This is a genomic window from Thalassobacillus sp. C254 (genome assembly GCF_001310615.1).
The window spans coordinates 1-26457 of sequence record NZ_BAXQ01000008.1; the positions used below are offsets into that span (position 1 = coordinate 1).

General features: G+C 42.4%; 25 protein-coding genes, 7 pseudogenes and 1 riboswitch. Of the genes and pseudogenes, 25 read left to right on the forward strand and 7 right to left on the reverse strand.

Annotated features, from left to right (window positions below; all coding sequences use genetic code 11):
- Together JCM19033_RS24245 and JCM19033_RS09405 are read left to right on the forward strand one after the other, a co-directional pair.
- Positions 1 to 281 (forward strand): annotated as a pseudogene (locus JCM19033_RS24245) (adhesin); the annotation flags it as partial.
- Between the two features lie 29 nt (positions 282 to 310).
- Positions 311 to 754, forward strand: a complete 444-nt coding sequence (locus JCM19033_RS09405; protein ID WP_269758098.1) for a hypothetical protein — start codon at positions 311 to 313, stop codon at positions 752 to 754.
- A 68-nt stretch (positions 755 to 822) separates the two neighbouring features.
- On the opposite strand, the gene JCM19033_RS25495 is transcribed toward JCM19033_RS09405, so the two are convergent.
- From JCM19033_RS25495 to JCM19033_RS09415, 6 genes are read right to left on the reverse strand one after another with little or no spacing between them, the layout of a single operon-like run.
- Complete coding sequence (locus JCM19033_RS25495; RefSeq protein WP_306301303.1) at positions 823 to 2163, reverse strand: efflux RND transporter permease subunit; 1341 nt, start codon at positions 2161 to 2163, stop codon at positions 823 to 825.
- Entirely contained in the window at positions 2097 to 2321 is a 225-nt protein-coding gene (locus tag JCM19033_RS25500) for a hypothetical protein (RefSeq protein ID WP_269758099.1), read from the reverse strand. The genes JCM19033_RS25495 and JCM19033_RS25500 overlap by 67 nt, the downstream gene beginning before the upstream one ends.
- On the reverse strand, positions 2285 to 2584 hold the full coding sequence (locus JCM19033_RS25505) for an efflux RND transporter permease subunit (RefSeq protein WP_306301304.1): 300 nt from the start codon (positions 2582 to 2584) through the stop codon (positions 2285 to 2287). The genes JCM19033_RS25500 and JCM19033_RS25505 overlap by 37 nt, the downstream gene beginning before the upstream one ends.
- On the reverse strand, positions 2572 to 3363 hold the full coding sequence (locus tag JCM19033_RS25510) for an efflux RND transporter permease subunit (protein WP_306301305.1): 792 nt from the start codon (positions 3361 to 3363) through the stop codon (positions 2572 to 2574). Before JCM19033_RS25510 ends, JCM19033_RS25505 begins: the two co-directional genes overlap by 13 nt.
- Entirely contained in the window at positions 3360 to 4121 is a 762-nt protein-coding gene (locus tag JCM19033_RS25515; protein WP_269758100.1) for an efflux RND transporter permease subunit, read from the reverse strand. Before JCM19033_RS25515 ends, JCM19033_RS25510 begins: the two co-directional genes overlap by 4 nt.
- Before the next feature lie 46 nt (positions 4122 to 4167).
- Positions 4168 to 4617 (reverse strand): MarR family winged helix-turn-helix transcriptional regulator, encoded by a 450-nt coding sequence (locus JCM19033_RS09415; RefSeq protein WP_083465366.1) that lies wholly within the window; start codon positions 4615 to 4617, stop codon positions 4168 to 4170.
- Positions 4618 to 4863: 246 nt separating this feature from the next.
- Between JCM19033_RS09415 and JCM19033_RS09420 the strand changes: the two genes are divergently transcribed.
- The 3 genes from JCM19033_RS09420 (at position 4864) to JCM19033_RS09425 (ending at position 6577) form a co-directional block, all read left to right on the forward strand.
- The gene (locus JCM19033_RS09420) at positions 4864 to 5694 is read left to right on the forward strand and encodes a pirin family protein (protein WP_054636133.1); all 831 of its coding nucleotides are present in this window, start codon (positions 4864 to 4866) and stop codon (positions 5692 to 5694) included.
- 263 nt (positions 5695 to 5957) lie between these two features.
- A complete protein-coding gene (locus tag JCM19033_RS25520; RefSeq protein WP_269758101.1) occupies positions 5958 to 6230 on the forward strand; it encodes a hypothetical protein in 273 nt (90 codons plus the stop codon).
- A complete protein-coding gene (locus JCM19033_RS09425; RefSeq protein ID WP_269758102.1) occupies positions 6206 to 6577 on the forward strand; it encodes a hypothetical protein in 372 nt (123 codons plus the stop codon). The genes JCM19033_RS25520 and JCM19033_RS09425 overlap by 25 nt, the downstream gene beginning before the upstream one ends.
- A 30-nt stretch (positions 6578 to 6607) precedes the next feature.
- Here JCM19033_RS09425 and JCM19033_RS09430 read toward each other — a convergent pair whose 3' ends face one another.
- Positions 6608 to 7663, reverse strand: a complete 1056-nt coding sequence (locus tag JCM19033_RS09430) for an AbrB family transcriptional regulator (RefSeq protein WP_054636134.1) — start codon at positions 7661 to 7663, stop codon at positions 6608 to 6610.
- A gap of 265 nt (positions 7664 to 7928) precedes the next feature.
- Between JCM19033_RS09430 and JCM19033_RS09435 the strand changes: the two genes are divergently transcribed.
- The 20 genes and pseudogenes from JCM19033_RS09435 (at position 7929) to JCM19033_RS09510 (ending at position 26428) form a co-directional block, all read left to right on the forward strand.
- Entirely contained in the window at positions 7929 to 8882 is a 954-nt protein-coding gene (locus JCM19033_RS09435; RefSeq protein ID WP_054636135.1) for an ABC transporter permease, read from the forward strand.
- Entirely contained in the window at positions 8872 to 9825 is a 954-nt protein-coding gene (locus JCM19033_RS09440) for an iron chelate uptake ABC transporter family permease subunit (protein ID WP_054636136.1), read from the forward strand. Before JCM19033_RS09435 ends, JCM19033_RS09440 begins: the two co-directional genes overlap by 11 nt.
- Positions 9813 to 10570: pseudogene (locus JCM19033_RS09445) on the forward strand (ABC transporter ATP-binding protein). The gene JCM19033_RS09440 and the pseudogene JCM19033_RS09445 overlap by 13 nt, the downstream one beginning before the upstream one ends.
- 128 nt (positions 10571 to 10698) lie before the next feature.
- A pseudogene (locus JCM19033_RS28120) lies at positions 10699 to 11681 on the forward strand (siderophore ABC transporter substrate-binding protein).
- 351 nt (positions 11682 to 12032) lie between these two features.
- A pseudogene (locus JCM19033_RS09455) lies at positions 12033 to 12851 on the forward strand (DUF368 domain-containing protein).
- 87 nt (positions 12852 to 12938) lie between these two features.
- Positions 12939 to 13043, forward strand: a riboswitch (TPP riboswitch).
- Positions 13044 to 13514: 471 nt separating this feature from the next.
- Positions 13515 to 13697, forward strand: coding sequence for a M20/M25/M40 family metallo-hydrolase (locus JCM19033_RS28125; protein ID WP_374701226.1), 183 nt, complete (start codon positions 13515 to 13517; stop codon positions 13695 to 13697).
- A 28-nt stretch (positions 13698 to 13725) separates the two neighbouring features.
- A complete protein-coding gene (locus JCM19033_RS28130) occupies positions 13726 to 13992 on the forward strand; it encodes a hypothetical protein (RefSeq protein ID WP_374701227.1) in 267 nt (88 codons plus the stop codon).
- Positions 13993 to 14018: 26 nt separating this feature from the next.
- On the forward strand, positions 14019 to 14477 hold the full coding sequence (locus tag JCM19033_RS28135) for a M20/M25/M40 family metallo-hydrolase (protein WP_374701228.1): 459 nt from the start codon (positions 14019 to 14021) through the stop codon (positions 14475 to 14477).
- Between the two features lie 15 nt (positions 14478 to 14492).
- Positions 14493 to 15167 carry a thiaminase II gene (gene tenA / locus JCM19033_RS09465; RefSeq protein WP_054636137.1) on the forward strand — a complete coding sequence of 225 codons (675 nt, stop codon included), beginning with the start codon at positions 14493 to 14495 and terminating at the stop codon, positions 15165 to 15167.
- Entirely contained in the window at positions 15160 to 15948 is a 789-nt protein-coding gene (locus JCM19033_RS09470) for an ABC transporter ATP-binding protein (protein ID WP_054636138.1), read from the forward strand. Before tenA ends, JCM19033_RS09470 begins: the two co-directional genes overlap by 8 nt.
- 64 nt (positions 15949 to 16012) lie before the next feature.
- A complete protein-coding gene (locus tag JCM19033_RS09475; RefSeq protein WP_054636139.1) occupies positions 16013 to 16711 on the forward strand; it encodes an ABC transporter permease in 699 nt (232 codons plus the stop codon).
- Positions 16708 to 17787 carry an ABC transporter substrate-binding protein gene (locus JCM19033_RS09480; protein ID WP_269758103.1) on the forward strand — a complete coding sequence of 360 codons (1080 nt, stop codon included), beginning with the start codon at positions 16708 to 16710 and terminating at the stop codon, positions 17785 to 17787. Before JCM19033_RS09475 ends, JCM19033_RS09480 begins: the two co-directional genes overlap by 4 nt.
- Before the next feature lie 209 nt (positions 17788 to 17996).
- Positions 17997 to 19076, forward strand: coding sequence for a sigma-54-dependent Fis family transcriptional regulator (locus tag JCM19033_RS09485; RefSeq protein ID WP_306301297.1), 1080 nt, complete (start codon positions 17997 to 17999; stop codon positions 19074 to 19076).
- Positions 19057 to 19368 carry a TyrR/PhhR family helix-turn-helix DNA-binding protein gene (locus tag JCM19033_RS27400; protein ID WP_306301298.1) on the forward strand — a complete coding sequence of 104 codons (312 nt, stop codon included), beginning with the start codon at positions 19057 to 19059 and terminating at the stop codon, positions 19366 to 19368. The genes JCM19033_RS09485 and JCM19033_RS27400 overlap by 20 nt, the downstream gene beginning before the upstream one ends.
- Positions 19369 to 19425: 57 nt before the next feature.
- Positions 19426 to 20823 (forward strand): YjiH family protein, encoded by a 1398-nt coding sequence (locus tag JCM19033_RS09490; RefSeq protein ID WP_054636140.1) that lies wholly within the window; start codon positions 19426 to 19428, stop codon positions 20821 to 20823.
- Between the two features lie 145 nt (positions 20824 to 20968).
- A pseudogene (gene speB, locus JCM19033_RS09495) lies at positions 20969 to 21945 on the forward strand (agmatinase).
- A gap of 53 nt (positions 21946 to 21998) precedes the next feature.
- Positions 21999 to 23350: pseudogene (gabT, locus tag JCM19033_RS09500) on the forward strand (4-aminobutyrate--2-oxoglutarate transaminase).
- Positions 23351 to 23378: 28 nt separating this feature from the next.
- A complete protein-coding gene (locus JCM19033_RS09505; RefSeq protein ID WP_054636224.1) occupies positions 23379 to 24800 on the forward strand; it encodes an NAD-dependent succinate-semialdehyde dehydrogenase in 1422 nt (473 codons plus the stop codon).
- 175 nt (positions 24801 to 24975) lie between these two features.
- On the forward strand, positions 24976 to 25161 hold the full coding sequence (locus tag JCM19033_RS25525; RefSeq protein ID WP_157049826.1) for a hypothetical protein: 186 nt from the start codon (positions 24976 to 24978) through the stop codon (positions 25159 to 25161).
- Positions 25162 to 25190: 29 nt separating this feature from the next.
- A pseudogene (locus tag JCM19033_RS09510) lies at positions 25191 to 26428 on the forward strand (aldehyde dehydrogenase).
- The last annotated feature ends 29 nt before the right edge of the window (positions 26429 to 26457 follow it).

The window sequence follows — 26457 nt, forward strand, 5'->3', positions numbered from 1 at the left end:
ACATGGGCTTTTGGGAAGAAGTATTGTTTAATCTCTTTTTGGGAGGATATACGGGCTACTTTATTTTAATTATTTTTCAGTTTTATTTACTCCATGTTCTGTTGACAAAGCATCTGCGAAAGTGGAAGCCGAAGAAGGTACTTTTTTGGGCTTTTATCATCAATACTGCTTATCTAGGATTTTTTCATTTTACCGAGCCAGCCGCTGTTCCCCTGGGAGAGTATATATGGCTTAGAGGCCATTGGGTGCCCTTCATTGGTGGATTTTTTATTTTGTTTTAGGGTATTATTGCGGACGTAATTTTGAACTCTTGAAAAATAAAATTCAAAAGCATAAAAAAATAATTTTCATCTGGCCGACTGCTGCATTCCTGACGATGGCTGTCCTGGTCAGGGGCGATATTATTGATGTTGTTTCCTCAAAGCGAATTGATAATCTGGTGTATACTACCGGGGTGATTTTCTTCATCATTTTGCTGACGATGAAGGTAAGAAAGGTGCCATCGTTTGTTTCATTAATCAGCAGGCATTCTTTTCATATTTATTTGGTTCATACACTGTTTCTTTATTATCTGCCGCCGATTGAAGGCGTGAATCCACTGGCATACTTTCTTTTGGCTGCTGTCTATTGTGTACTAAGCTCTATTATTACGGCAAAGATTCTATTATCTTTATCTTCAGTAAGCAATCTCTTAATCGGAAAGCCAATTGTCACTCCGCAGGATTTGAGAAAAGCAAACGAAGGTACATCCTGATTTTTAATAAAAGAAAGGGGCACCAAAAGTCAGCCTTTTGGTACCCCTTCTTGTATACTTAATGATCCTTACTTTTCTTCATCTTTATCCTCTTTTGAATCATTTCTTTGCTTGGATCGTCTAACTAGCTCTTCAAGGATGTGAACAATTTCATCTTTAGAATAATCTCCACTTTCACTAGTTTCTCTTGTTTCTACAGAAGACTGTTCAGGTTCAGGGAGAGCCTGCTGCTCACTTAATTCATACTCTTCACTGCCTGTTTCTTCTTTTTTCTTAAGATCTCTGGCATAAACGATTTCCCCATCAGGAGTGACAAACTTCTTATTCATCGAGCGGGTTTCTTTATCAAACAGGCTGTATATGACAGGAATGACAAAGAGAGTAAGAAGAGTACTGCTGATAAGTCCGCCGATCACTACAATCCCCATAGGCTGCTGCATTTCTGTTCCCTCTCCGATAGCAAGAGCAAGTGGAGTGACCCCAAGAATCGTAGTAAGAGCCGTAATCAGGATTGGTCTCGTACGGTCTTTCACTCCTTCAATAATAGCTTCACGGGAAGGTAACCCTTTTTCTTTCTTCTGGTTGATATAATCAACCAGGACGATTGCGTTGTTAACAACAATACCTGCAAGGACAATGACACCAATAAGGGCGATCACACTAATCGGTGTTTGAGTAACTGTTAAGGCAAGCATTACTCCAATAACAAAGAGTGGCACAGTAAACATAATTACAAACGGATACTTAAAGGACTCGAATTGGGCAACCATCACAAGGTAGATAAAAATCAGACCTAATGCGAAGGCCAGCGCCATATTTTCAAAGGCTTCATTCATAAGCTCTTCGTCTCCGCCGATGACAAATTCTGCTTCATCGTCCAGCTCGATGTCGTCAAGGATATCGGCTACCACAGCAGAAGTTTCACCAAGCGTACCGGATGATTCATAGACTACATCAAAATCCACAGCTGGTGTCATGTCAGCCCGATTAATCGTAGCTGGTGACTCTCCTTCTTCAATGGTTGCGACATCAGCTAGTGTGATATATTCTCCATCCTGGTTTTGGAGCGAAAGGTTTTCAAAGTTCTCAATGCTTTCAAGTACTTCATCCTGGTAACGGACATTGACTTGATAAATATCGTTATCTTCAGTTTCAATGGCTGTTGCTGTCTGCCCATTCGTTGCGTTATTAACAATCTCGGCAATTTGAGCAGGGACTAATCCCTCTTCTAAGGCTGCATCTTCATCTATGAGAACTTGAAGCTCTGGTGCAGTGTCTTCAAGGCTTGTCTGCACATTACGGATAATGCTTTCATCTTCAAGCTCAGCGACAATTTCCTCAGTTACTTCTTCCAGTCTTTCTGAGTTTGGATCATGAATGCTGACTGGTACGTGTTTGGTTCGCCAAATCCGGCTTGAGCCATATCCATAACCTGAATGTCTGCTTCATCATCTGCATTTTCAATTTCACGTTCAATGGATTCTGTAAACTCAAAGGTTGAGACATCCCGATCACTGCCTGGAACCATTGTTACGATAACCTCGGCAATGTGAGAATTAGAAGACACACCTCCCATTTGGCAGTAGAGCCAATTGTACTTAAATAATGTTCAACTTCATCGTAATCTTCTAGGAGATCTTCAATTTCTTCCACAGTTTCCTGCGTACGGGCAAGGTTTGTGCCATGGTCGAGTTCCACCTCTATAACAAAGAGGCCTTCATCTGAATCAGGCATAAAATCAGTTCCAACGGCCGTAAGACCGGCACCGCCCGTTACAAGGAGGATAAAGGTAATGAGGAGTACAACGATCCGGCGTTTTAAAGCCAGGATACAGACCTTTCAACTCCTTTGATAAATCTGGAATTTCTTCTTTTTTCTTCTGTGTTTTCATCAGGTGCCTTAAGAATTCTGCTTGCAATCATTGGCACAACGGTAAGCGCGACAAAGAGAGAAGCGAATAAACTAAAGGCGACAGCGATAGCGAGGGGAGCAAACAAATCTCCCACAAGACCGGTAACAAATACAATGGGAAGGAATACAGAAACAGTCGTTAAGGTCGAAGCGGTAATCGCTCCTGCTACTTCCCTTGTTCCATCGGACGCCGCCTTTTTTGGTGTCTTTTTCATCGAAAGGTGGCGGTAAATATTTTCCACGACAACAATGGAGTTATCCACCAGCATTCCGATTCCAAGCGCTAAACCACCAAGGGTCATGATATTCAGCGTAATGTTGGTAAAGAAAAAGAGCGCAAAGGTTACGATAATGGAAAATGGTATGGCAATCCCGATTATTAATGGTGTTTTTAAGTTTCTAAGGAATGCAAACAGGACAACCATTGCAAGGACTCCCCCACCTACAAGAGCGAGCACTACATTATCGATGGCTTCCTGTATATAATCGCCTTCACTGTACAAAGTCATGACTGCCAGGTCTTCATATTGTTCCTCTTCAAGAAGTTCATCAAGTCTGTCGTTAAAGTCTCTTGCGACCTGCGTGGTATTGGCTTCAGATTCCTGCATCATATTAAGCTGCATAGCCGCTTCCTGATTAGCCCGGGTAATGACTTCCCTATCTTCTGTTTCAAGGGAGACAGAAGCAATATCTGCTATCGTAACCTCGTCCCCTGTCTCAGGTTCACAGTAACGACCAGTTCCTCAATATCTTCCCCGGAAGTCAGTTCACTAAGAACACGTGTAGTGATATTTCGTTCATCATCTTGTACGACTCCACCAGGCATTGCAATGTTATGTCCTTGGATAACATTGACCACGTCTTCCTGTGAGACCCCGGCGTCTTCTAGTTCCTCTTCCTCTAATACGACCTGGTACTCTTCTACAAGAGAACCGTTTTCTTCTATATCAGCAACACCTTCTATACGCTGTAATTCACGTTGAAGGTCAAATACATCATCCTGAAAATCAATTACTTCATCACCATCAGAGCTGACAGCAAGCTGTATGCTTGGGAACATGGAGGGATCAAACTGCAAAAACGCAGGGTTTCCGGCCCCATCAGGCAAGTCAGCTTGTGTAATGGTAGTAATAATATCATTTTCTACGTCAGATATAGAGGTATCCCACGAAAACTCAAGAATAATAATGGAAGAGCCTTCGGTTGATTGGGAGGTCATGTTATTCAATCCGGAAATGGTTGATAAATCACTTTCCAGTTCTTCAGTAACATCATTTACAACTTCCTGTGGCCCCGCACCGGGATAACTTGTTGCTACTGCTGCTACTGGCGCTTCAACGTCAGGAAAAAGCTGCAGTGGCAGTCTGCTTAACGAAACAAGACCTAAGAGAAGAAACAAAACCATAATTACTATGGTAAATTTAGGCCGTCTAATCGAAAAATCAGAGAGTTTCATAAGTATTATCACACTTCCTTTTAGAGATAGGGTTTATTTGCTTTGATTAGAGTTCATTCTTTTGATCCTCTTCTAGTATGAGATTTTCTATTTTGGAGAACAGGTTGCGAGTTTGTCTCAGTTCGTCCAGGTCAATTTTAGAAAGATACTTCTCCACTAGTATTTCCTCTAGCTTTTGAATTTCTTTCTTATACTTTTCACCTGCCTCCCCAGGAGTTAAATTGATTTCCCTCCGGTTGTCTTTATTGATCGCCCGTACAATGATATCCTGCTCTTCAAGCTTATTTAAAGCTTGGCTCACAGCGCTTTTTGAAATATTAAAGTTGTCTGCAATATCAGCCATCGTGGCATTTTCATTGGTGAAAATATACATAATGATGGCTTCCTGGCGTTTCGTCAGGCTGACATCTGGAATATGCATCTTTCTGATAAGCTCCCGTTCGATTCTTTTCAGTGAATCGGCCATTTCTTTAAATAGCTCTTGATGCTCTTTCATGGACTCCCTCCTTAGATTGGATTTTAATAATCAATTTAATAAATTAATAGTAAAGAAACCTAACAGTTTAATTTCTTAACGGTTATACTCTACCATGAAAAAAATAAGAAACCAAGAAAACAAGTGTGAGCATATTGTGAATGTCAGGTACCATATTTGTTGAGAGCGTTTTCCTATACGTGAAAAGGTGTATAGCCTACAATAATGGGTAATTCTTAACAGTGGAAAGAGAAAGGACGTGAACGCATGGAAAGAAAAATTAAAAAGGTGTGGAGTGTCACACACAGGCAGCAAGGAGAGAATCATAAGCAGGGATGGGTACTTGAGCCAGGGAACTGGGCTGAATTTGATCCCTTTTTGTTGATGGCAGAGGATTGGTTCAAGAAGGGAACCTTTGGATTCCATCCCCATCGAGGAATGGAAACCGTAACGTATGTGATTGATGGGGAACTGGAGCATAAGGATAATAAAGGCGGGCAAGGAGTACTTAAAGGAGGAGACGTTCAGTGGATGACAGCGGGAAGTGGTATTATTCATGCAGAGGAGCCGGTTGAAGGAAGTACGGTACACAGCCTGCAGCTTTGGGTAAACCTGCCCTCATCCGAAAAAATGACAGAGCCGAGGTATCAGGATCTTTATCAAAAGGATATGCCTGTGAGAGAAGAAGACGGAGTAAAGATACGTGTTTTTTCTGGCACGTATAAGGGGCAGAAAGCTTCAACAAAAAACCATGTACCCATTACGATGCTTGAGCTTGAGATTGATGAGTATGCGAAGGCTGCCCCTGAAATACCAGCGAGCTATAATGGATTTTTATTCATCTTAGAAGGAAAAGGGACATTTGGAAAGGACAAAACAACAGGAGGAAAAGGGGACGTTCTTCTCCTTGAACAAGCAGGAGAAAGAACAGGGGAAAGCACTGCCGTTTCCATGGAAAGTAATGGAGAGAAGCTGAAGGTACTCCTTTATGCCGGGGAACCGGTAAAGGAGCCAATTGCAGCCCAGGGACCCTTTGTGATGAATACCCACGAAGAAATCAAACAAGCGTTTGATGATTATCGAAACGGGAAGTTTTAGATCAAACGACCGGGTAAAAGATGTGCGTCATAACAAAAAAGCAGGAAGCAGTGATACGGATAAAAATTTCTGACAAGAAGAATACACATTTACTTGCAGCATCAAGTGAATTTGTCGGTATGATAAGACATAATCACCCTCGGCGGTGAGGATGTCTTTTCTTTTTACCGTAAAACGGGTATAGGAAGAAAAGAATGTTTGTGGGTTGCTTTTATAAAATGGTCACATATATATTGTATATCCTGATAGAGGAGGAGATTGCAGTGAAGGCTGCTCAGGACCTGGCAGGTAGTATAGTATTTTCCAAGGATAAAAGGGGAATGTATATTGTTAAGTCATTTGCTCCTGAATTAAAAGTGATTGGCATTGGGCGAAGTGCAGCTGCTTTCAGAATACGTGAGACAGACAAAGTAATTAAAGTATTTTTTCCCGAATATACCCACATAGCCAAAGAAGAAGCTGAAATTTATCAGTTGCTGGAAGGGAAATCTTATTTTCCCTGTCTTTATGAGTGGGAGATAATTATCTTGTTGTAGATTATATAGAGGGAAAAACCTTGTTTTCCTGTTTAACAGAAGGGGTTCTTGTGACCTCCGACCAGATTAAGGGAGTTGATGAGGTTATTTCTTACGTAAAGAAGAAAGGGTTAAATCCGTCTGATATTCATCTAAATAATATATTAGTCACCCCAAAAGGGGAAGTGAAAGTGATCGACCTTGCCAGGTTCAGAGAGACAAAGGATTGCCGGCAGTGGAGTGACTTGAGATATGCTTTCTACCATTATTACAGCCGCCCATTGTTTCCTAAAAGGCTTCCTGAATTCTTCCTGAATTTCATCTCATCCTTGTATAAAAAGAATATCCTGCGAGTAAAAGGGCTGTAATCAGCCCTTTTATTTTTTGCATAAAAGTAGTTAAGAAAAAGGAGCACGACGATTAAAATACCATTTTAGTAGGGGGACCACCAATAAAATAATAAATATAATTCTGGTTAACTGAAGAGTGATTACAGCTGGCGGATCAGCATCGATATCCTCGGCCAGGAGAATCATCTCAACAATGCCCCCTGGAGACATACTGATCAGGGCAGTGGAAAGAGAGAGGTCAGTGAAAAGAGTCAGAATATACCCAAGGCCAAAAGAAACTGCAATTAAAATAAGTGAGGCGGTGAAATAGAATATTCCGTATTTTCCTCCTGCTTTTAAATGGTCAAGATTTGTATTTTTCCCAAGGCTCGTTCCTACCATTACTTGAGCAGCAATTAATAAGGATTGGTGCAGAGGGGGGAAAGGCACTCCACCCGCATTCATTAGAAATATACATAGCAGTGGGAAAGCGAGAAACTTTAGCGGCCCTTTTTTTCTTACCATAATTGCTGCAGCGACGGGAATCGCATACCAGAAGTAGCTTCCTTCACCGTCAAAGTCCGGAGCGGGCATTTCTCGATCATCTGTATCAGCTTCAGAATCGGTAAAGAAATGCACGATAAGAAAAGGAACGATAAATAGAACAGCTAAGCGCCTGATTGTTTGAAAGATAGTAACTAATGACGTTTTCGCTCCTATACTGTCGCTCGATATTACCATTGTGTTCAGCCCGCCTGGGAGTGTGCTTAAAATGCTCGTCTTTGAGTCAATCGTGATCCATTTGGCAAAAAGAATGCTCATGCCAATACTAATAACAATTAAAAACAAGGACAGAAAAAGATAAGGAAGCAGATAAGAAGTGGTTCGTAATAACGTCTCCAGAGAAAAGTACAATCCAAAGAAACCACCCATAATAAGAAATCCTGTATTTTTTAAAGGACTCGGTGAATACATTGACCGTTTTGTGAGTGTCTGCCATAACATAACAAACAATAATGATCCCAGCAGCCAGGGCAGAGGAAAATTCAGCGCATAAAAAGCGGCTCCGCCAGCCGCACCAATGATGAACGTCTCTATTAGTTTTTTCCACGGGATTTGTCTCATAGGCTGTACTCCTTTGGTTGTTAAAGAGATATTTCCACTGAGTCCTCCTCGTAAAACGTTTTCCTCCCTGTTTATCTTTTATACTCTACCTTTCGACTGTCTCCTGTAAATTACTAATTGAAATTGATTATCATAACTAGTTGACATTCATTCTCAACAGGAGTAAACTTTTGCTTGTGAAGTTAATTGAAAACGATTATCAATTTCATGTGAGCGGGTTCAATTAACGAGAAGCAATAAATTTTGGCAATAAAGGGACATACCGATGAAGCTCAGATACTTACTTATTTTACTTATTATTCTATCTATCACATCACTATTTGTTGGAGTGTCAAGCCTGTCCATACTTAACCTATTTAATCTGAGTGAGTATGAGATGCAAATCCTGATGGCAAGCAGGATTCCTCGGCTCGTAAGTATTCTTATAGCCGGAGCGGGGATCAGTATTTGCGGGTTGATTATGCAGCAGCTGACACGGAACAAATTTGTGTCACCAACGACAGCAGGTACGATGGACGCAGCCAGACTGGGCATCTTAATTTCCATTCTGTTATTCGGCGCGGCTGGGTTACTGCAGCAGCTGGTATTCGCTTTTGGCTTTGCCTTGCTGGGAACCTATGTATTTATGAAAATACTGGATAAAATCAGATTCCAGGACACAATTTTCGTTCCTCTTGTCGGGCTGATGTTTGGAAGTATTCTCAGTTCCATTTCTACTTTTTTTGCTTATCAATTTGATTTGATCCAAAGTATATCTTCCTTTCTTCATGGTGATTTTTCCCTTATTATCCGTGGCCAGTATGAGCTTCTTTACGTAGCTGTACCGGTTATTGCTTTAACTTATTTTTATGCTGATCGTTTTACTGTCGCCGGCATGGGAGAAGATTTTGCAAAGAATTTAGGGTTAAATTACAGGCAGGTCGTTAACATAGGTTTAATGCTTGTAGCTCTGGTCACCGCATCAGTCGTATTGACAGTTGGTGTAATTCCATTTTTAGGCTTGATTATTCCTAATATTGTATCTATCTATCAGGGAGACAATATTAGAAAAAATCTATCTCATACAGCGGTCCTTGGAGCGGTTTTTGTATTGGCCTGTGACATCATCGGCCGCTTGATTATCTATCCTTACGAGGTTTCGATCAGCCTGACGGTAGGGATATTAGGAAGCGCAATATTTATTTACTTACTGATGAGGAGACAAAAACATGGGCTTTAAAGGACGATTGGTTATCCTCGCAATCCTCAGTGCTGCTTTGATCGGGGCATTTGTCTTTATAAATGTCGGCAGCAACTGGGACTACGTCCTTCCTAGACGAGGAATGGCTGTGTACGCCATGATCCTTACCGGGACGGCGATTGCTTTTTCAACCTTGATATTTCAAACCATCACAAACAATCGAATTTTAACACCAAGTATTTTAGGGCTTGATTCCCTTTACATGCTCATCCAGACTTTTATCATTTTTGTATTTGGTTCAATGTCCACCTTAATGAGCAGCAATATTAACTTTTTGCTTTCAGTCGGGTTAATGTTGATTTTTTCAGCACTTTTATACCGCCTTTTCTTTAAAAAGAATCAGCAGAATATATACTTGCTTTTGCTGCTTGGTATCATTTTTGGAACCCTTTTTTCCAGCTTGTCAGGTTACATGGAGATGCTGATAGACCCCAACGAGTTCCAAATTGTCCAGGATCGCTCCTTTGCCAGCTTTAACAATGTAAAAACAGATCTGATTTATCTTTCAACTATTTTAATAGTGTTGTGTGCTGTCTATGTTTCCAGGTTTGCAAAATACTTAAATGTACTTTCACTTGGAAGAGAGCATGCGATCAACCTGGGAGTTAATTATGATTATGTAGTGAAAAGGTTACTAATCGTAGTCGTTATCCTAATTTCTGTAGCCACAGCACTTGTCGGGCCAATTACATTTTTAGGACTGCTGGTGGTTAACGTCGCCTACTCCTTCATTAACACATACAGACATGGCTATCTAATTATTGGTTCCATTCTCATCAGTATCGTTGCTTTGGTCGGAGGACAGCTCGTTGTTGAAAGAGTTCTTGGCTTTTCCGTGCCTATCAGTGTAGTAATTAATCTAGTTGGCGGTACTTATTTCATTTATCTTTTATTAAAGGAGAGTAAAAAATGGTCACAGTAAACAGCGTTTCAAAAAAGTATGGTGAAAAAACAGTAGTAGAAGATGTATCCCTTACCATTGAGAAACAAAAGATTACTTCCTTTATCGGTCCAAATGGGGCCGGAAAAAGTACTCTTCTTTCCACAATCAGCCGTTTGATTGCAAAAGATGCTGGTGAAATTTTGATAGATGATGAAAAGGTAGAAAACTGGCAGAGCAAAGAGTTGGCCAAGAAAATCTCTATCTTAAAGCAGTCCAACAATGTCGCATCAGGCTCACAGTAAGAGAGCTTGTAGCCTTTGGCCGATTCCCCTACTCTCAGGGGAGGCTTAAAAGAGAAGACCATCGATTTATTGACGATGCAATTGAATACATGGGGCTCACAGAAATTGAAGATAAGTATCTTGATCAGCTAAGCGGCGGTCAGAGACAGCGAGCGTATATCTCTATGGTCCTTGCCCAGGATACGGAATATATTCTGTTAGATGAGCCATTGAACAATCTTGACATGAAACACTCCGTACAAATTATGAAAATCCTTCGAAAGCTTGTAAATGATCTGGGGAAAACCATAGTTATTGTGCTGCATGATATTAATTTCGCTTCTTGCTACTCTGACAACATCGTTGCAATGAAAGATGGAAAGATTGCTGGGATTGGCAAAAAAGATGACATTATCGACTCCTGTGCGTTGAAGCAAATTTATGATATGGATGTGGATATTAAAGAAATCAATAACAACAAAATCTGTGTGTATTACACATAATTGCTTTAAAACATAACGCATTAAAGGAGGAGAGGCGAGAGGCATCTAAAGGGCAAGCTGCAGACATGGTTGGTTTTACCTTATATCATAGGCTGATAAATTTTACTTAGAAGAGGTGTAGGAGAGAGATGAAGAAATTATCCTTATTTTTGTTAACCGCTTTGCTATTGCTTGTATTAGCAGCGTGCGGAACTGACGGAGAATCTGAGGAAGCATCGGGAGCTGTGGACGAAGGAGAAGCAGAGGAAGAGGCAGCAGAAGAAAATGAAAAAGCAGAAGCAGAGGAAGCTTCTGAAATCACTGTAACCCATGAGCTCGGTGAAACTGTTGTGCCAAAGAACCCTGAATCAGTTGTTGTCTTTGACTTTGGTGTGCTTGATACGTTGGACACGTTAGGTGTGGAAGGCATTACTGGGATCCTCAAGGGGGCAAGGTTCCTGAGTACCTTTCTGAGTATGCTGGAGAAGAGTATGAAAACGTAGGGACACTAGTAGAAGCAGATTTTGAAACTGTTCATGCCCTTGATCCGGAGCTTATCATTATTTCCGGCCGTCAATCAGACAATTATGATGAATTTTCTTCAATTGCTCCAACTATCTATTCAGGTGTAGATACTGGCAGGTATGTAGAATCGTTCGAAGAAAATGTTGAAGTGCTGGCTGAAATCTTTGAAAAAGAAGCAGAAGCAGAGGAAGCTTTGGCTGAAGTCCATCAATCTATTGAGGCGTTGAATGAAGAGGCAACAGCTGATGACGGGAAATCACTTGTGGTACTGGCCAATGAAGGAAGCGTAAGTGCATACGGACCATCCTCTCGTTATGGAATGATTCACGATAACTTTGGATTTGAGCCAGTAGATGAAAATATCGAATCATCCACTCATGGACAAAGTATTTCTTATGAGTATATTTCAGAAAACAACCCAGATTATATGTTTGTGATTGATAGAGGAGCAGCTGTTGGTGATGGAGATGAATCATCTCTAACAAATGTCATTGAAAATGAGCTTGTTCAAACAACAGAAGCATACAAAAATGATAAAATCCTTTATTTAGATCCAGAATTCTGGTATCTTTCCGGCGGCGGTCTTACGTCTGTTCAGGAATGGTAAATGAAGCAGCACAAATGCTAGAATAAAGGAAAAGGTCGGCCCAATGAAAATTGAGCCGGCTTTTTTTCTTTCAGGGGTGCCTGGCACCCTGAGGCTGTTGTAACAAATGAGTCAGGAAAATGCTGGAGAATCAGGTAGTGCAGCGGTTTGAAATATTACAGTAGCAAAGGGTGCCAGGCACCAGAGATGAAAATTCGTGATAAAGACATAGGAAGCGGGGAAAGTTAGTGCTAAAATAAAGAGCAGCGTATTTTTGAGTGATATTACACTCAATCACTCAACTATGAAAGTAGTTTTACAGAAGGAGAATGTACAGTGTTAAATTGGCGGAATATCGTGCCCGGTGTACTAATGGGCATAAGTGACTTGATCCCGGGAGTAAGCGGGGGTACGATCGCTTTGCTCGTGGGAGTCTATTATCGTTTAATAGCCGCAATAGACGGGATATTTTCCAGGGAGTGGAAGAAGCATCTCATGTTTTTAATTCCTTTAGGAACAGGTGTGGTGCTTGCATTGCTTTCTATGAGCCGACTCATTGAATGGCTCCTGGCTGATTACCCTCAGCCAACGTTTTTTCTTTTTTCTTGGGTTGATTATAGGGATCATTCCTTTTCTTTTAAAAGAAGTTGATTATAAAAAGACCTTTAAAGGAAAACACATAGCTCTCCTGCTTGCAGCTGCAGCCATTGTGGCTTCCACAGCTTCATAAGGGATGAAGAAATGTCTGCGGTGATGTCTAATTTAACTGCAATGGACTATCTTCTGTTATTTTTCGGAGGATGGGCAGCAAGCAGTGCAATGATCTTGCCTGGAGTCAGTGGTTCTTTTGTCTTTTTATTAATAGGAATTTACCCGACTGTTCTTAACGCCATTTCTACGATTAACATCCCTGTCATTATTGTCGTAGGGGCAGGAATTGCTCTTGGTTTAATCATTACAAGCAAAATTATAAAGAAACTGATCAGAAATTATAAGATAGGAACATATGCAGTAATGACCGGTCTGGTCACTGGCTCTATATTCGTTGTCTTTCCTGGAATAGAAGGAAGTATGTTTCTTTTCCTCATAAGTCTTGTAACCTTTATCGCTGGTTTATTTTGTTCTCTTAAGCTCAGTTCTCTCGGAGAAAAAGCAAAAGCTTCTCAGTTAAAGGTGACACGAGCTTCATAAATTTAAAAAGGAAAATTTTAAAGAATACTCTAACTTTTAAAGGAAAGTATGGTATTTTTATAGTAAGGCATAAAAAACAGAATACACAGAAACCACTAGGGGTGCTTTGAAAAAGCTGAGAATGACCGTATGGTCTAAACCCTATCACCTGAACTAGGTAATACTAGCGGAGGGAAGTGGCGTTAAGACAAGCCTGATAGTACAGGTATACTACTCCCTGTACCTGGCAGTCTTTGTATATATTATTTCGTATATGCGGCCACTCTTTTCCTAGAGTGGTTTTTTTAATGGGTGAAATTACTAATGTCCAGTCAAGAGCAGACCTTTTCATGAGAGAGGAAGGAGTGAAGATGTTGCACGAAACAATTACGCAAATTTTAGAGCAGGTAGACAGGAGAAAAGAAGAATTAATTGACCAGGTAGGTGACCTTATACGTTTCCAAACTCCCAGTCCGCCTGCCCGCAACACAAAAGAGGCACAGCACTACATAGCATCAAAGTTAAACAGCCTGGGGTTTGAGGTTGACATGTGGGATGTGTTTCCTGACGACCCGAACGTAGTAGGGACATTAAAAGGAACCCATTCTGGTAAAGCCAACAGTTTAATTATTAATGGTCATATGGATGTGGCTGAAGTCGGGGAAGATCTAACTCAATGGAAACATGACTTTTACTCCTGTTGTAGAAGACGGGCGGTTATACGGGAGAGGGACAGCAGATATGAAAGGCGGAATGGGAGGAGCTCTTTTTGCCGTACAGCTTCTTCGTGAGCAGGGAATCAGCTTGCCTGGCGACCTGATTTTTCAATCGGTAATTGGTGAGGAAGTAGGGGAAGCAGGTACTTGAATGCTGTGAAAGGGGGTATAAGGCTGATTTGGCAGTGGTTGTGGATACAAGTGATCTTCACATTCAAGGGCAGGGAGGAGTGATTACCGGCTGGGTTACAATAAAGAGCCCCCAAACCTATCACGATGCTACTCGCCGGAATATGATTCACGCAGGGGGCGGTCTATACGCAGCTAGTGCCATTGAAAAAATGACGAAAATCATCCAGGGCTTGCAGGAGCTTGAACGGCACTGGGCTGTAACAAAATCCTATCCTGGTTTCCCCCCTGGTATGACAACCATTAACCCTCTGTGATTGAAGGGGGAAGACATGCCGCCTTTGTGGCTGATGAGTGCCGATTATGGATTACGGTTCATTTTTACCCGGATGAGAATCATGAACAGGTTGCTAAAGAAGTAGAAGAGCATTTATTAAAAGTGGCCGAATCTGATCCTTGGCTGAGGGAGCATCCGCCGCTTTTTCGCTGGGGTGGCAAGTCGATGATTGAGGACCGGGGGGAAATCTTCCCTTCACTGGATATTGACCCTGAATCCAAAGAAGTGGCTGCGGTGAAACAGGCTCATCAGCGAATCTTTCAGACCATCCCTCAAACGGGGATGTCGCCTACCGTAACTGATGGGGGCTGGCTTGGGGATGCGGGCATTCCGACTGTTATTTATGGTCCTGGTGACTTATATAACGCCCATGCAGTTAATGAATCTGTTGAGATCGAACAGATAGTTCAATTTACAAAGGTCATGATTATTCTGATATACGAGTGGTGTCATAAAGAAAAATAGAAAGGATGAATGCAAATGAAATTTAGTGAACGCTTATACGAAAAGGTCCAGCCAATTTGGAAAAAGAATCATGAACACCCTTTTGTGCAAGGAATGGGAAACGGATCACTTGATAAGGAAAAGTTCCGCTACTATATGATCCAGGATTATTTATATTTAATAGATTACTCTAAACTCTTTGCAATCGGCACCGTCAAAGCAAACGATCTAAAAACGATGGGGAAATTTGCTGAACTTCTTGATTCAACGCTGAATACTGAAATGAGTCTTCACCGTCAATATGCAAAGAAGTTCGATATTTCTGAAGAAGAGCTGGAAAACGCAGAGCCTGCTGCAATGACACTTTCTTATTCTCATTACATGCTTCATGTCGGTCAGAACGAAGGGCTGGCAGAGTTAGTGGCCGCCTTGCTTCCATGCATGTGGAGCTATGCGGAGATTGGAAAAGAATTAAGCAAAATACCGGGAGCCGCTGAGCATGAATTTTACGGTGACTGGATCAGCATGTATGCGGACGATGAATTTCAGGAATTAGCGAAGTGGACCATTGATCTTCTTGACGATTTAACAGAAGGAAAACCTGAACATGAGTTATCTCGGATTGAGGATATTTTCTTAAATACAACCCGATTTGAATTTATGTTCTGGGACATGGCCTACAACCAGGAGATGTGGCCGGCAGATGAGTAGTCAAGCCGCACGGGATCATCTTTCTTTTTCCAATGTGTCTTTTTCTTACAAAGGAAAACCTCCATCTTCCTTATCTATCTTTGAAAACGTTACGGTCAGCGTCAAAGAAAAGGAATTTGTAAGCATACTCGGTCCAAGCGGCTCTGGAAAATCTACTTTTTTCCGTCTGGCAACAGGACTGGAACAGCCTGATACCGGAAGCATCTCTATTTCTCAAAAAGAAGAAAAAAACAGGCTGGGAAAAGTAGGATACATGCCGCAGCAGGATCTCCTGCTGCCCTGGAGGACGGTTTTGGAAAATGGTGTGCTGCCTATGGAGCTGCAAGGAGTATCTAGAAAAGAAGCAAAGAAACAGGTGCTCTCTCACATGAAGGAATTTGGCCTTGAAGGAAAAGAAAATGTGTATCCTCAGCAGCTCTCCGGCGGAATGAGGCAGAGAGTCTCCTTTTTACGGGCCATCCTTGGAGGAGCTGATATTCTTCTATTAGATGAGCCTTTCAGCGCACTCGATTCTATGACTCGTTTTATGATGCAGGAGTGGCTCTTACTGCAGTGGCAAAAGTGGGAAAAGACCATTATATTTATCACTCATGATGTGGAAGAAGCAATCTTTTTATCTGATCGAATTCTTATGCTCACTCCTCCGCCAATACAAACAGAATTTGAGACTATTGATGTCACTCTTCCCAGACCAAGAACAGAAGAAAGCAGAAGCAGCCCTGTTTTTATGGAGCTTAAACAGAGACTTCTGCAAAAGATGAGGGCAAGGATAGAGCTATGATTTCCGCCAGGTTAAAAAGCTGGGTATCGTATGGAGGAGCGGGATACTAGCATTGCTTTTCATTATGGGCTGGGAAATAGGTGCAAGGATTTACGATAAACCCTATATCCTCCCTGCGCCTTCTGGTATTTTAAGCAGACTTTGGGAATTAAGAGATGTGTTATTTACTGTGCACCTGTGGGCCACATTGCAAATTATCCTGATAGGACTTGGCATTTCAGTTGTATTTGGAACGGGCCTGGCTGTCCTTATGTCCAGGAGCCAGTTGGCCGAAAGGACTTTTTATCCAATCGTTATAGCCTCTCAAACGATTCCGATTATAGCTCTGGCTCCAATTTTTGTCCTCTGGTTTGGATATGACATATGGAGCAAAGTTGCTGTTACTGTACTGATAACATTCTTTCCTATTACCGTCAGTTCATTTGACGGATTGCGATCGACAAGCAGGGAAATTGAAGACTTATTGAAAACGATGGGAGCTTCATCCAGACAGATTTTTTTCAAAGTCCAGGTGCCTTCCGCCCTTCCTTACTTTTTTTCAGGAATGAAGGTGGCCGTTACGTTAAGCGTAATCGGTGCAGCTATTGGAGAGTGGCTGGGAGCGAGCGCGGGACTTGGATATTTCAGCCGCAGAATGATGACACAGATGGACGGAGCCGGTGTATTTGCCCCGATTGTGCTGTTATCTGTCCTCGGGATTCTATTATTTCTGAGCATTAAACTAATAGAAGCAGCCACAACAAAATGGAGGAATGTAAAATGACAAAAAGAAAACTACTCACCAGGTCACTGGCCGGAGCTTCAGCTCTTTCTCTCTTTCTGATGGCTGGGTGTAATGGACAGGGAGAAGAAGACACTGAGAGTCCGGAAGAAGTGACAAACAATGGAGAGGAAGAGGAACAGCAGGCAGGAGAAGAATCAAATGAGCTGGAGCAAATAGAGGTTATGCTCGATTGGTATCCTAACGCAGTGCACAGTTACTTATATGCAGCTCAGGAACAGGGATATTTTGCAGAGGAAGGTGTAGAGGTGGATCTCATTTTTCCAGCCAATCCTACAGACCCTCTGAATTTAGCTGCTACAGGGGAAGTAACTCTTGGCATTACATACCAGCCTGACGTGATTACAGCAAGGAACGAAGGGATCCCCGTGATTTCTGTTGCAGCTATTGTCCGTTCTCCTCTCAACCATATCGTCTACCTGGAGGACTCGGGAATAGAGTCACCAAGTGATTTAGAAGGAAGGCAGGTAGGATATCCTGGTATACCGGTAAATGAACCTCTTATTGAAACGATGGTTACAGAGGACGGGGGAAACATTGAAGAAGTAGAGCTGATTGATGTCGGGTTTGAACTTGGTTCATCTATTGTGACAGAACGGGCTGATGCAGTTATCGGGGCCTATATCAACCATGAAGTCCCTGTACTGGAGCATCAGGGACACGAAGTTGGTTATTTTGATCCAGTAGATTACGGAGTACCGGCATTTTACGAGCTGGTGATGGTTACAAATGAAGATAACTTTGACGAAAATGAAGACGTCATTCACCGTTTTTGGGAAGCTGCCAGCCGGGGTTATGAATACATGAAAGAGAATCCCGATGAAAGCCTGGATATTCTTTTTGGGCATGAAGACCAGGAAAACTTTCCTCTTGTCCGCGAAGTAGAGGAACAAAGTCTGGACATTTTGCTTTCTCTTATGGAGGAGGAAGGAGAACCTTTTGGCAGCCAGTCCGAAGAATCCTGGGAGGAAACCATTGAATGGCTGGCTGAAACTGGTTATATTGATGAACAGCCTTCCAGTGAAGATATCTTTGTAAATATCGCAGAAGAAGAATAGATATAAATAGAGCGTGTCCTCAGAAGTAGATTTGGGGATACGCTTTTTTTATGTTGTTTTTTGTTTTGATGTGAGCTTTCCTCACATGATTATTCACATATGAATAAACTATTCAAAAATGAATGAAGTATACTAAGTGTAATGATAAGAACATTTTGAGAACTAAGTAGTTATAGCCTATTCAAATATGAATACTAAAGGTGGTTTACATGAAAAAAGGATCACGGTTAGAAGAAAATGAAGCTATACTGCAATCATTGCTCGATGACTTTCTAGTGACTGATGCAAAAGGGCTCATTCTTAGAGTGAGTCATGCGATGAAACAGCTTTACGGCCTTGAAGAGAAAGATATCATTGGAGAGTCAGTCTATGAATTAGAAAAACAAGGAGTCTTTACCCCAATTGTGACTCCTTTAGTGAAAGAAAAAAAAGAGCGTGTAACGATTATTCAAACAGCGAAGGAAAATAAGAAGTTTCTTGTCACTGGTGTGCCGGTCTTTGATGAAAAAGGAAGGCTTTGGAGAATCGCGACCTATTCTCATGATGTAACAGAGCTGGCTAACATGAAGGATTATTTAGGAGAAATGGAAGATGAAATGGAAAGAGTGAAAAATGAAATACAAATTCTCAGAAATCGTTATTTCCAGGAACACGGCTTTATTGCTCACTCACCTGAAATGAAAAGCTGCCTTGATGTGGCTCATCAAGTAGCTTCCGTAGATGTAAACGTTCTCCTGCTAGGCGAATCGGGAGTAGGGAAGACCCAGCTGGCAAAAATGATTCATCAAGAAAGCCCTCGAAGAAAAGAGCCATTTATTGAAGTGAACTGCGGCGCCATACCTGATTCATTGTTTGAAGCAGAATTTTTTGGGTATGAAGCTGGAGCTTTTACCGGTTCAAGCCAAAAAGGAAAAATTGGCTTTGCGGAACTGGCGGAAGGGGGGACTTTGTTTTTAGATGAAATCGGGGAACTCTCCCTTGCTCATCAAGTAAAGGTATTAAAGTTTATCCAGGAAAAAACATTTTACAGGGTGGGAGGAAATAAACAGAGAAAGGTCAATTTCCGCCTTATCTCAGCTACCAACCGTCCTTTGGAAGAGCTGGTAGAAGAGAAGAAGTTCCGAGAGGACCTTTACTTTCGCTTAAATGTGGTTCCTATTACGATCCCCCACTGCGGAACGTGCATCCGATATTATTCCTCTCATACATTACCTGGTAGATTCGTTCGGGAAGAAATACGGAGGGAAAAAAGAGCTGGAACCTCAAGTCATGCAAGAGCTTTGCAATAAAGAGTGGAAAGGGAATGTGCGAGAGCTTATGAATGTTTTAGAAAGGTTAATCGTAACTTCCTCTTCCAATAAAATTACGAAAGAGCATCTTCAGAGCATGAATAAAAAGCAAAAAGGCCCTGCAGTGTTTCAGGAAAACAGCAAATCGTTGACAGAGCTGATAGAGGACTATGAAAAAACGATATTACAAGAGGCATACAACAAACATAAGACGACCGTAAAAATAGCTGAAAAGCTTGGGACAAGTCAGCCTACAGTAGCCAGAAAACTGAAAAAATATAAAATAAACTGAAGTTTGGCACGAAAATTGCATTAGTATACAAGCAAAGAATTCTAAGAGGTGATTTTTGTGCAAGCATTAGAAAAAGAACAAGTGCCAGAGGGGGCAGAGAGGGACAAGAAAGAATGGTGGACGTCGGCAAACAAAGCGAAATCCTTACTTGTCTCTATCATAAGCCTTATGCTGTTTCTCATTCCGGTTCCCTATAATGGCCAGTGGACGATAGGAATTGGAATTTTAGCGGAAGCTCTTCAGAATTATTTTGCTTCGGCACTGCCGTTGTTTATGACTGGTGTTTTAGTTCTGTCTGTTATTTTAACGGCAGCTGCCAAGGTTTCCAAGCCAGCCTGGATGGCGGATTCATCCTTTTTTACAGCACTTTTTGACGTAGGGGCATTCTGGTTTTCAATGAGGATTCTTGGCGCCATGTTTGCTATCCTCACTTTGCTTCAGGTTGGGCCGGAATTTATATGGTCGCCAGTTTCCGGCGGCACTGTGTTGTATGATCTGGTCCCTGTTTTAACAACATGGTTTTTGATCGCCGGGTTTTTTATGCCCCTTCTTTTGCAGTTTGGGTTAATGGAGTTTATTGGAACGATGGTTCGGAAGCTGATGAGACCTTTATTTAAACTTCCGGGACGTTCTTCCATTGATGCCATGGCCTCATGGATGGGAAGTGGAACGGTAGGGGTGCTTATTACGACTCAGCAATATGAACAAGGGTATTACACGAAGCGGGAAGCATCTGTCATAGCTACAAATTTTTCAGTCGCATCCATTGCTTTCAGCCTAGTTGTTATCAGTTTTATCGGTATGCAGCATATGTTTATTCAATTTTACATTACTGTTTTAGTTGCAGGGCTTGTTGCCGCCGTTATATGTCCTCGAATTCCGCCATTATCGAGGAAAGAAGAAACCTATTATGGGCCTGTGGGGAAGCAGATTTCTGAAGAGGTTCCTTCAGACCGGTCGCGCCTGCAATGGGCAGCGGAAAAAGCAGTTCATAAGGCGTCGGAAGTAAAGAGTGCAGGAAGTCTTGTTAAAAACGGGGTGAAAAATGTCCTCGATATTTGGCTGGGACTGATTCCCCTTGTCATGGCTCTAGGCACGATTGCTTTGATGATTGCAGAGTTCACCCCGTTGTTTCAGTACCTTTCTTATCCATTGGTGCCTGTACTGGAGCTGATGGCTATTCCTGAAGCTGCACAAGCTGCCCCGGCTATGATTGTTGGGTTTGCTGACATGTTCTTGCCTGCAGTAATAGGAAGCGGAATTGAAAGTGAACTGACCCGTTTTGTTATCGCGGCATTATCAATGACACAGCTCGTTTATATGTCTGAAGTCGGAATACTTCTGCTTCGTTCAAAAATTCCTTTAAATCTATGGGATCTTATCATTGTATTCTTGCAAAGAACAATTATCACGCTGCCTATTATCGTGGCGATGGCACATATCCTATTCTTTTAGTATTTCTTCTGGCGGACAGCAGGGGATTAAAGCGCTGTCTGCCATATCTTAAAAAAGTACTGCGCCTAAAAAAGTTGGCACAGAATTTGCATATATTTTAAGCATCACAGATATCTAATACATACAACAAAGAAGGAGAGATACTATGTACCAGCCAAAAGATTCATCGAGATCCCCTAGATTTACGGGAGTACGTACATTTATGAGATTAGAAGAGGTGCGCACAACAGAGAATATTGATTTTGCCGTTCTTGGTGTTCCTTTTGATACGGCGGTATCCAACCGGGTCGGGGCACGTTACGGCCCTCAGCATATCCGGAATTTTTCTGTGCTTCTTCGTCCTTATAATCCTGATCAAAAGATTAATATATTTGAGTACTGTTCAGGGGTGGATTATGGAGACATTGATATTGTTCCAGGGAACATCCACCGTTCTTACGACAATATGGTTGAAGGGTTAACTCCTCTTCTTGAAAAAGGAGTAGTCCCCATTATTCTTGGAGGGGATCACTCCATCTCTTTAGGGAACCTGCGTGCGATGGCTAAAGTATACGGACCGGTGTCCCTCGTTCATTTTGATTCCCACAGCGACACGTGGGATAACTATTTTGGCGAAAAATACATGCATGGAACTCCGTTTCGCCGGGCGGTGGAAGAAGGATTGATTGATACAGCCCATTCCATTCAGGTTGGAATGAGAGGTCCTCTTTATACGCCGGAAGACTTAACAGACCCTGAAGACCTGGGCTTTGAAGTGATTCCTATGAGCGAGGTCCACAAGATCGGTTATCAGGAGGTATTGAAACGAATCCACAAGCGTGTAGGGGACAGTGGACGTACGGTTTTCGTTTCCTATGATATTGATTTTGTCGATCCTGCTTTTGCTCCTGGTACCGGTACACCGGAAGTGGCAGGTCCGAACAGCTTTGAAGCGTTGGAGTATGTAAGGGGTTTGAAAGGGCTGAACATTAAAGGATTTGACCTGGTTGAGGTGCTTCCGGCTTATGATCAGGGGAGATAACAGCAGCGCTTGCATCATCCGTGGCTTACGAAATGATCAGCCTGGTCGCCTTGAAGAAACAAGCGGAAAAAGAAAATTCGGTTTCAGAGAGTGCAAAATAAATAGAAATAATCAAGAGGTATCGTCGTATTTAGAGAGAGGAAGTGTTTAGTATATGAACCGTACAGCAGCCAATGCCAACGTAAAAACAAGTCTGCCAGGAGAAAAAGCTCTATCCATACTGGAGCGCAGGAAGCAAATTATTCCTGATGGAGTATCTTACGGGATTCCTACCTTTGCTCATAAAGCAGCAGGAGCTTTGGTGGAGGATGTGGACGGCAACACATTTATAGACTTTGCTGGGGCGATTGGAACCATCAATGTCGGCCACAGCCATCCAAAAGTAGTGGAAGCCATTCACAAGCAGGCTGAGCAGTTTATTCATACGGGCTTTAACGTCATGATGTATGAGTCGTATATTACTCTGGCTGAGAAGCTTGCTGCGCTGGCACCCGGAGAGCACGAAAAAAGGTCATGTTTTTAAACAGCGGGGCAGAAGCGGTTGAAAATGCGGTGAAAATCGCAAGAAAGTACAGCAAAAAGCCTGCTGTTGTGACCTTTTCCAGAGGATTCCATGGCAGAACATTGATGACTATGAGTATGACAGGGAAAGTGAAGCCTTATAAGTATGAATTTGGACCCTTTGCTCCTGAAGTGTACCGCGCTCCGTATCCGTATCACTACCGCAAGCCCGAGGAAATTTCTGATGAAGCCTATGAAGAGTACATGGTCAAAGAGTTTATCAACGTCATCGAAGGAGAGATTTCACCGGATCAGGTAGCCGCAGTTGTAATGGAGCCTGTCCAAGGGGAAGGAGGTTTCATTGTTCCAGGAAAACACTTTGTCAAAGGAGTGTTTGACTACTGCAAAAAGCAGGATATATTATTTGTTTCTGATGAAATTCAAGCAGGGTTTGCAAGAACGGGAGATTACTTTGGCATTAACCATTTCGATGTAGCTCCGGATCTTCTCACTATCTCAAAATCAATGGGAGCGGGAGTTCCGATCAGTGGTGTGATCGGACGAAAAGAAGTAATGGATGCAGCCGGGCCTGGAGAACTTGGAGGAACATACAGCGGAAGTCCGTTAGGGTGCCAGGCAGCCCTTGCTGTGCTCGATATTATAGAAGAAGAGAACCTGAACGAGCGGGCGAAAAGAATTGGAGAGCGGACGATCGAATTCTTTTCTGCTTTGAAAGAAGAATACGAGTGTGTTGGCGATGTGCGTGGTCTTGGAGCGATGTGTGCGATGGAGCTTGTAAAAGATAAAATGTCTAAAACTCCAGACAAAGAACTGACAGCTAAGGTGATATCCGAAGCGCAAAAACAAGGCCTTCTTTTATTAAGCGCAGGTGCTTATGGAAATGTCATCCGAGTGCTAATGCCTCTTGTGATTACGGACGAACAATTTGAAGAAGGTTTGGAAATCATTAAAGAGTCCCTCAAACGAGCACTGGAAAGCGAGTAAGGAAGGAAGACGAATAATGGCAGAAAAAATGTATATTAACGGAAAATGGATAACAGGAGATACGCAGGATTATATTACAGTCTATAACCCGGCAGACCAGCAGGAAATCGCCTCCGTTCCCTCCGGTGGAAAAAAAGAAGCCGAGGAGGCTGCAGAATCAGCTTATAAAGCATTTAAGACATGGTCAAAAACCACAGCAGGAGAGCGGTCTCTTCTACTGACAAAGTGGTTTGAGCTGATTGAAAAGCATAAAGAAGACCTGGCAGTCTGCATGACGAAAGAGCAGGGGAAGCCTTATCAGGAAGCTCTAGGAGAAGTGGGATATGCCAATTCTTTTATCCAGTGGTATGCAGAAGAAGGAAAAAGAGTGTATGGGGATATCATTCCAGCCTCTGCTCCTAACAAACGAATTTTTGTTCAAAAACAACCTGTAGGGGTGGCAGCTATTATTACACCCTGGAACTTTCCAGCTGCAATGATTACGAGAAAGGCCGCGCCGGCTCTTGCGGCAGGGTGTACGGTTGTGATCAAGCCTGCTGAAGAAACGCCTCTGACGGCTTTAAAGCTTGTAGAGCTTGCTGAAGAAGCCGGATTTCCACCAGGTGTGATTAACCTCGTAACTGGTAACCCGAAAGAAATAGGCGAGCAGTGGCTGAGTGACAAACGAGTAAGAAAAGTTAGCTTTACTGGTTCCACGGAAGTCGGGAAGCTGTTAATGCGTGGGGCAGCTGATACGGTCAAAAAGCTTTCATTGGAGCTTGGCGGACAGGCCCCTTTAATTGTTATGGGGAAGGCTGATGTAGACACAGCCGTACAGGAAACGGTAAAGTCCAAATTCAGAAATGCAGGACAGACATGTGTGTGCTCAAACAGAATTTATGTGCATCGCTCTGTCGCGGGGGAATTTACTGAGAAGCTTAAGCTTGCTGTAGAGCAGTTAAAAGTAGGGCCAGGATTAGAGGAAGGTGTTCACATTGGTCCCCTTATTGATCAGAAGGCACTAGAAAAAGTACAACGGCATGTAGAAGAAGCAAAAAATAGTGGAGCTGAAATTGTGACAGGCGGGGTATCGCTTTCAGAGCAATCAGGCTATTATTTTGCCCCTACGATTATTAAAGGTGCGACGGGGGATATGCTTTGCATGAATGAAGAAACATTTGGGCCGGTCGCACCAATTTCCATTTTTGATACAGAGGAGGAAGTAGTGGAGAAGGCCAATGATACTGACTTTGGCCTGGCTGCTTATTTGTTCACAGAGGATCTCTCAGAAGCGCTTCGTATCAGTGAAAACCTGGAATACGGTATTGTAGGGGTCAATGATGGTCTGCCATCGGTCCCTCAGGCGCCCTTTGGCGGCTTTAAAGAAAGCGGTCTTGGCCGTGAAGGCGGGTACTATGGAATTGAAGAATACCTTGAGATTAAGTATACCTCTTTATCTATTAAACAATAACAGGATGAGAAGCCTGGCTTGACCAGAGCCGGGCCCTTTCCTATCACTGGAAAAAGAAACTTCCAGAAGGGTATTCAATAGTAGATAGTGAGCTTTGTTTTATCAGATGTCTTCTATTTCTATATAATAGACTGAAAAATCTAACAAATATTTCTATAAAAGGCAGGAAAAAGGAATGGGCCACAATTGGATAAACGGTGAGTGGGAACAAGGAAATGGGAAAAGGTTGGAAATTAAGAATCCAGCAACGGCAGAAATAGAAGAAATCGTGTTTGAAGCAGATGATCTTCAAGTTAAGAAAGCCGCTGAATCGGCATACCAAGCTTCAGCAGCAATAGCTGGCGTTATAATTTTAAGTTAAGAAAAAAGGTTCTTGAGAAAGCTGCCAGTATTCTTGAGGAGAAGGCTGAAAAAGTCGCCACAATAGAATCAATTGATACTGGCAAGCCAATAAAAGAAGCGAGGGTGGACGTCGAAGATGTGGTCCATTGTCTCAGATACTATGCTGGTTTGATTCCTGACTCACTTTCCAAAACCCTGAAAATGGAGGATGGCACGGAAAGCGAGATAAAGAGTGAACCAATCGGAGTATGTGGTTTGATAGTCCCTTGGAATTTCCCTTTGCTGTTAGGAGTATGGAAGCTTGCTCCGGCATTGGCAGCTGGTAACGCAGTTGTTTTCAAGCCGTCTGAGTTGACCCCAATGAGTATGATAGAGTTCACAAAGGCGTTAATGGAAGCTGGAATACCGATGGGATTTTTAATCTTGTGATTGGCGGCAGAGAGGTTGGACAAGCGATTGTTGAAAACCCAAGGGTCAAAAAAATTTCCTTTACAGGAAGTGTGGAAACTGGAAAAAGAATTTACCAGAGATGTGCGGAGGATCTAAAAAAGGTTTCCCTTGAGTTAGGCGGAAAGTCACCGCTGATTGTTTGGAATGATGTTGACATAGAAAAAACAGCAGAATGGGCAGTGTTCGGAGCCTTGTTTAATCAAGGGGAAGTATGTGTGGCAGCTCCTCGTCTCCTCCTTCATCAGGATATATATGATCCTTTAAAAAAAGTTCTCCTTGAAAAAATCAGCCAGGTAAACATTGGAGACCCGCTGAAAGAAGGCACAGAATTCGGCCCGCTGATTAGTGAGTCGCATGTAAAGAAGGTCACTGCCTATATAGAAAAAGGGCTAGAAGGGGGAGCTTCCTTACTATACGGCGGAAAAGTATTAGCTGAAAAGAAAGGGTACTTCATAGAGCCTGCTGTATTTGAAGAGGTAGATCAATCAATGGAAATTGTACAGGAAGAAATATTTGGGCCTGTCATTACTCTTCAATCCTTTGAAACAAAAGAAGAGGCAGTAGAGTTGGCTAATGGCACAAATTATGGACTGGCGGCAGGAATCTTCACAGAAAGTTCCGAGCGTGGGAGGTGGATTGCAGAGAGACTGGAAGCTGGGATTATTTGGATTAACAGCTATCACACTCCGTATGTGGATGCTCCCTGGGGAGGAGTGAAGCAAAGCGGGATTGGACGGGAACTAGGTCCGGAAGGGTTGATAAGCTTTACTGAATACAAGCACGTTAATAAAAGTGTCAGTATTGATTCTCTTGGGTGGTATCAGTTTAAAAGATAAATACAGAAAAAGGTTGAATCCAAAGGAGT

Coding starts and splice junctions, on each gene's coding strand:
- JCM19033_RS25515 (WP_269758100.1), bottom strand. CDS start 4,121: ATGAAACTCTCTGATTTTTCGATTAGACGGCCTAAATTTACCATAGTA.
- JCM19033_RS09415 (WP_083465366.1), bottom strand. CDS start 4,617: ATGAAAGAGCATCAAGAGCTATTTAAAGAAATGGCCGATTCACTGAAA.
- JCM19033_RS09420 (WP_054636133.1), top strand. CDS start 4,864: ATGGAAAGAAAAATTAAAAAGGTGTGGAGTGTCACACACAGGCAGCAA.
- JCM19033_RS09430 (WP_054636134.1), bottom strand. CDS start 7,663: ATGAGACAAATCCCGTGGAAAAAACTAATAGAGACGTTCATCATTGGT.
- JCM19033_RS09435 (WP_054636135.1), top strand. CDS start 7,929: ATGAAGCTCAGATACTTACTTATTTTACTTATTATTCTATCTATCACA.
- JCM19033_RS09440 (WP_054636136.1), top strand. CDS start 8,872: ATGGGCTTTAAAGGACGATTGGTTATCCTCGCAATCCTCAGTGCTGCT.
- JCM19033_RS28125 (WP_374701226.1), top strand. CDS start 13,515: ATGACTTTTACTCCTGTTGTAGAAGACGGGCGGTTATACGGGAGAGGG.
- tenA (WP_054636137.1), top strand. CDS start 14,493: ATGAAATTTAGTGAACGCTTATACGAAAAGGTCCAGCCAATTTGGAAA.
- JCM19033_RS09470 (WP_054636138.1), top strand. CDS start 15,160: ATGAGTAGTCAAGCCGCACGGGATCATCTTTCTTTTTCCAATGTGTCT.
- JCM19033_RS09475 (WP_054636139.1), top strand. CDS start 16,013: ATGGGCTGGGAAATAGGTGCAAGGATTTACGATAAACCCTATATCCTC.
- JCM19033_RS09480 (WP_269758103.1), top strand. CDS start 16,708: ATGACAAAAAGAAAACTACTCACCAGGTCACTGGCCGGAGCTTCAGCT.
- JCM19033_RS09485 (WP_306301297.1), top strand. CDS start 17,997: ATGAAAAAAGGATCACGGTTAGAAGAAAATGAAGCTATACTGCAATCA.
- JCM19033_RS27400 (WP_306301298.1), top strand. CDS start 19,057: ATGCAAGAGCTTTGCAATAAAGAGTGGAAAGGGAATGTGCGAGAGCTT.
- JCM19033_RS09505 (WP_054636224.1), top strand. CDS start 23,379: ATGTATATTAACGGAAAATGGATAACAGGAGATACGCAGGATTATATT.
- JCM19033_RS25525 (WP_157049826.1), top strand. CDS start 24,976: ATGGGCCACAATTGGATAAACGGTGAGTGGGAACAAGGAAATGGGAAA.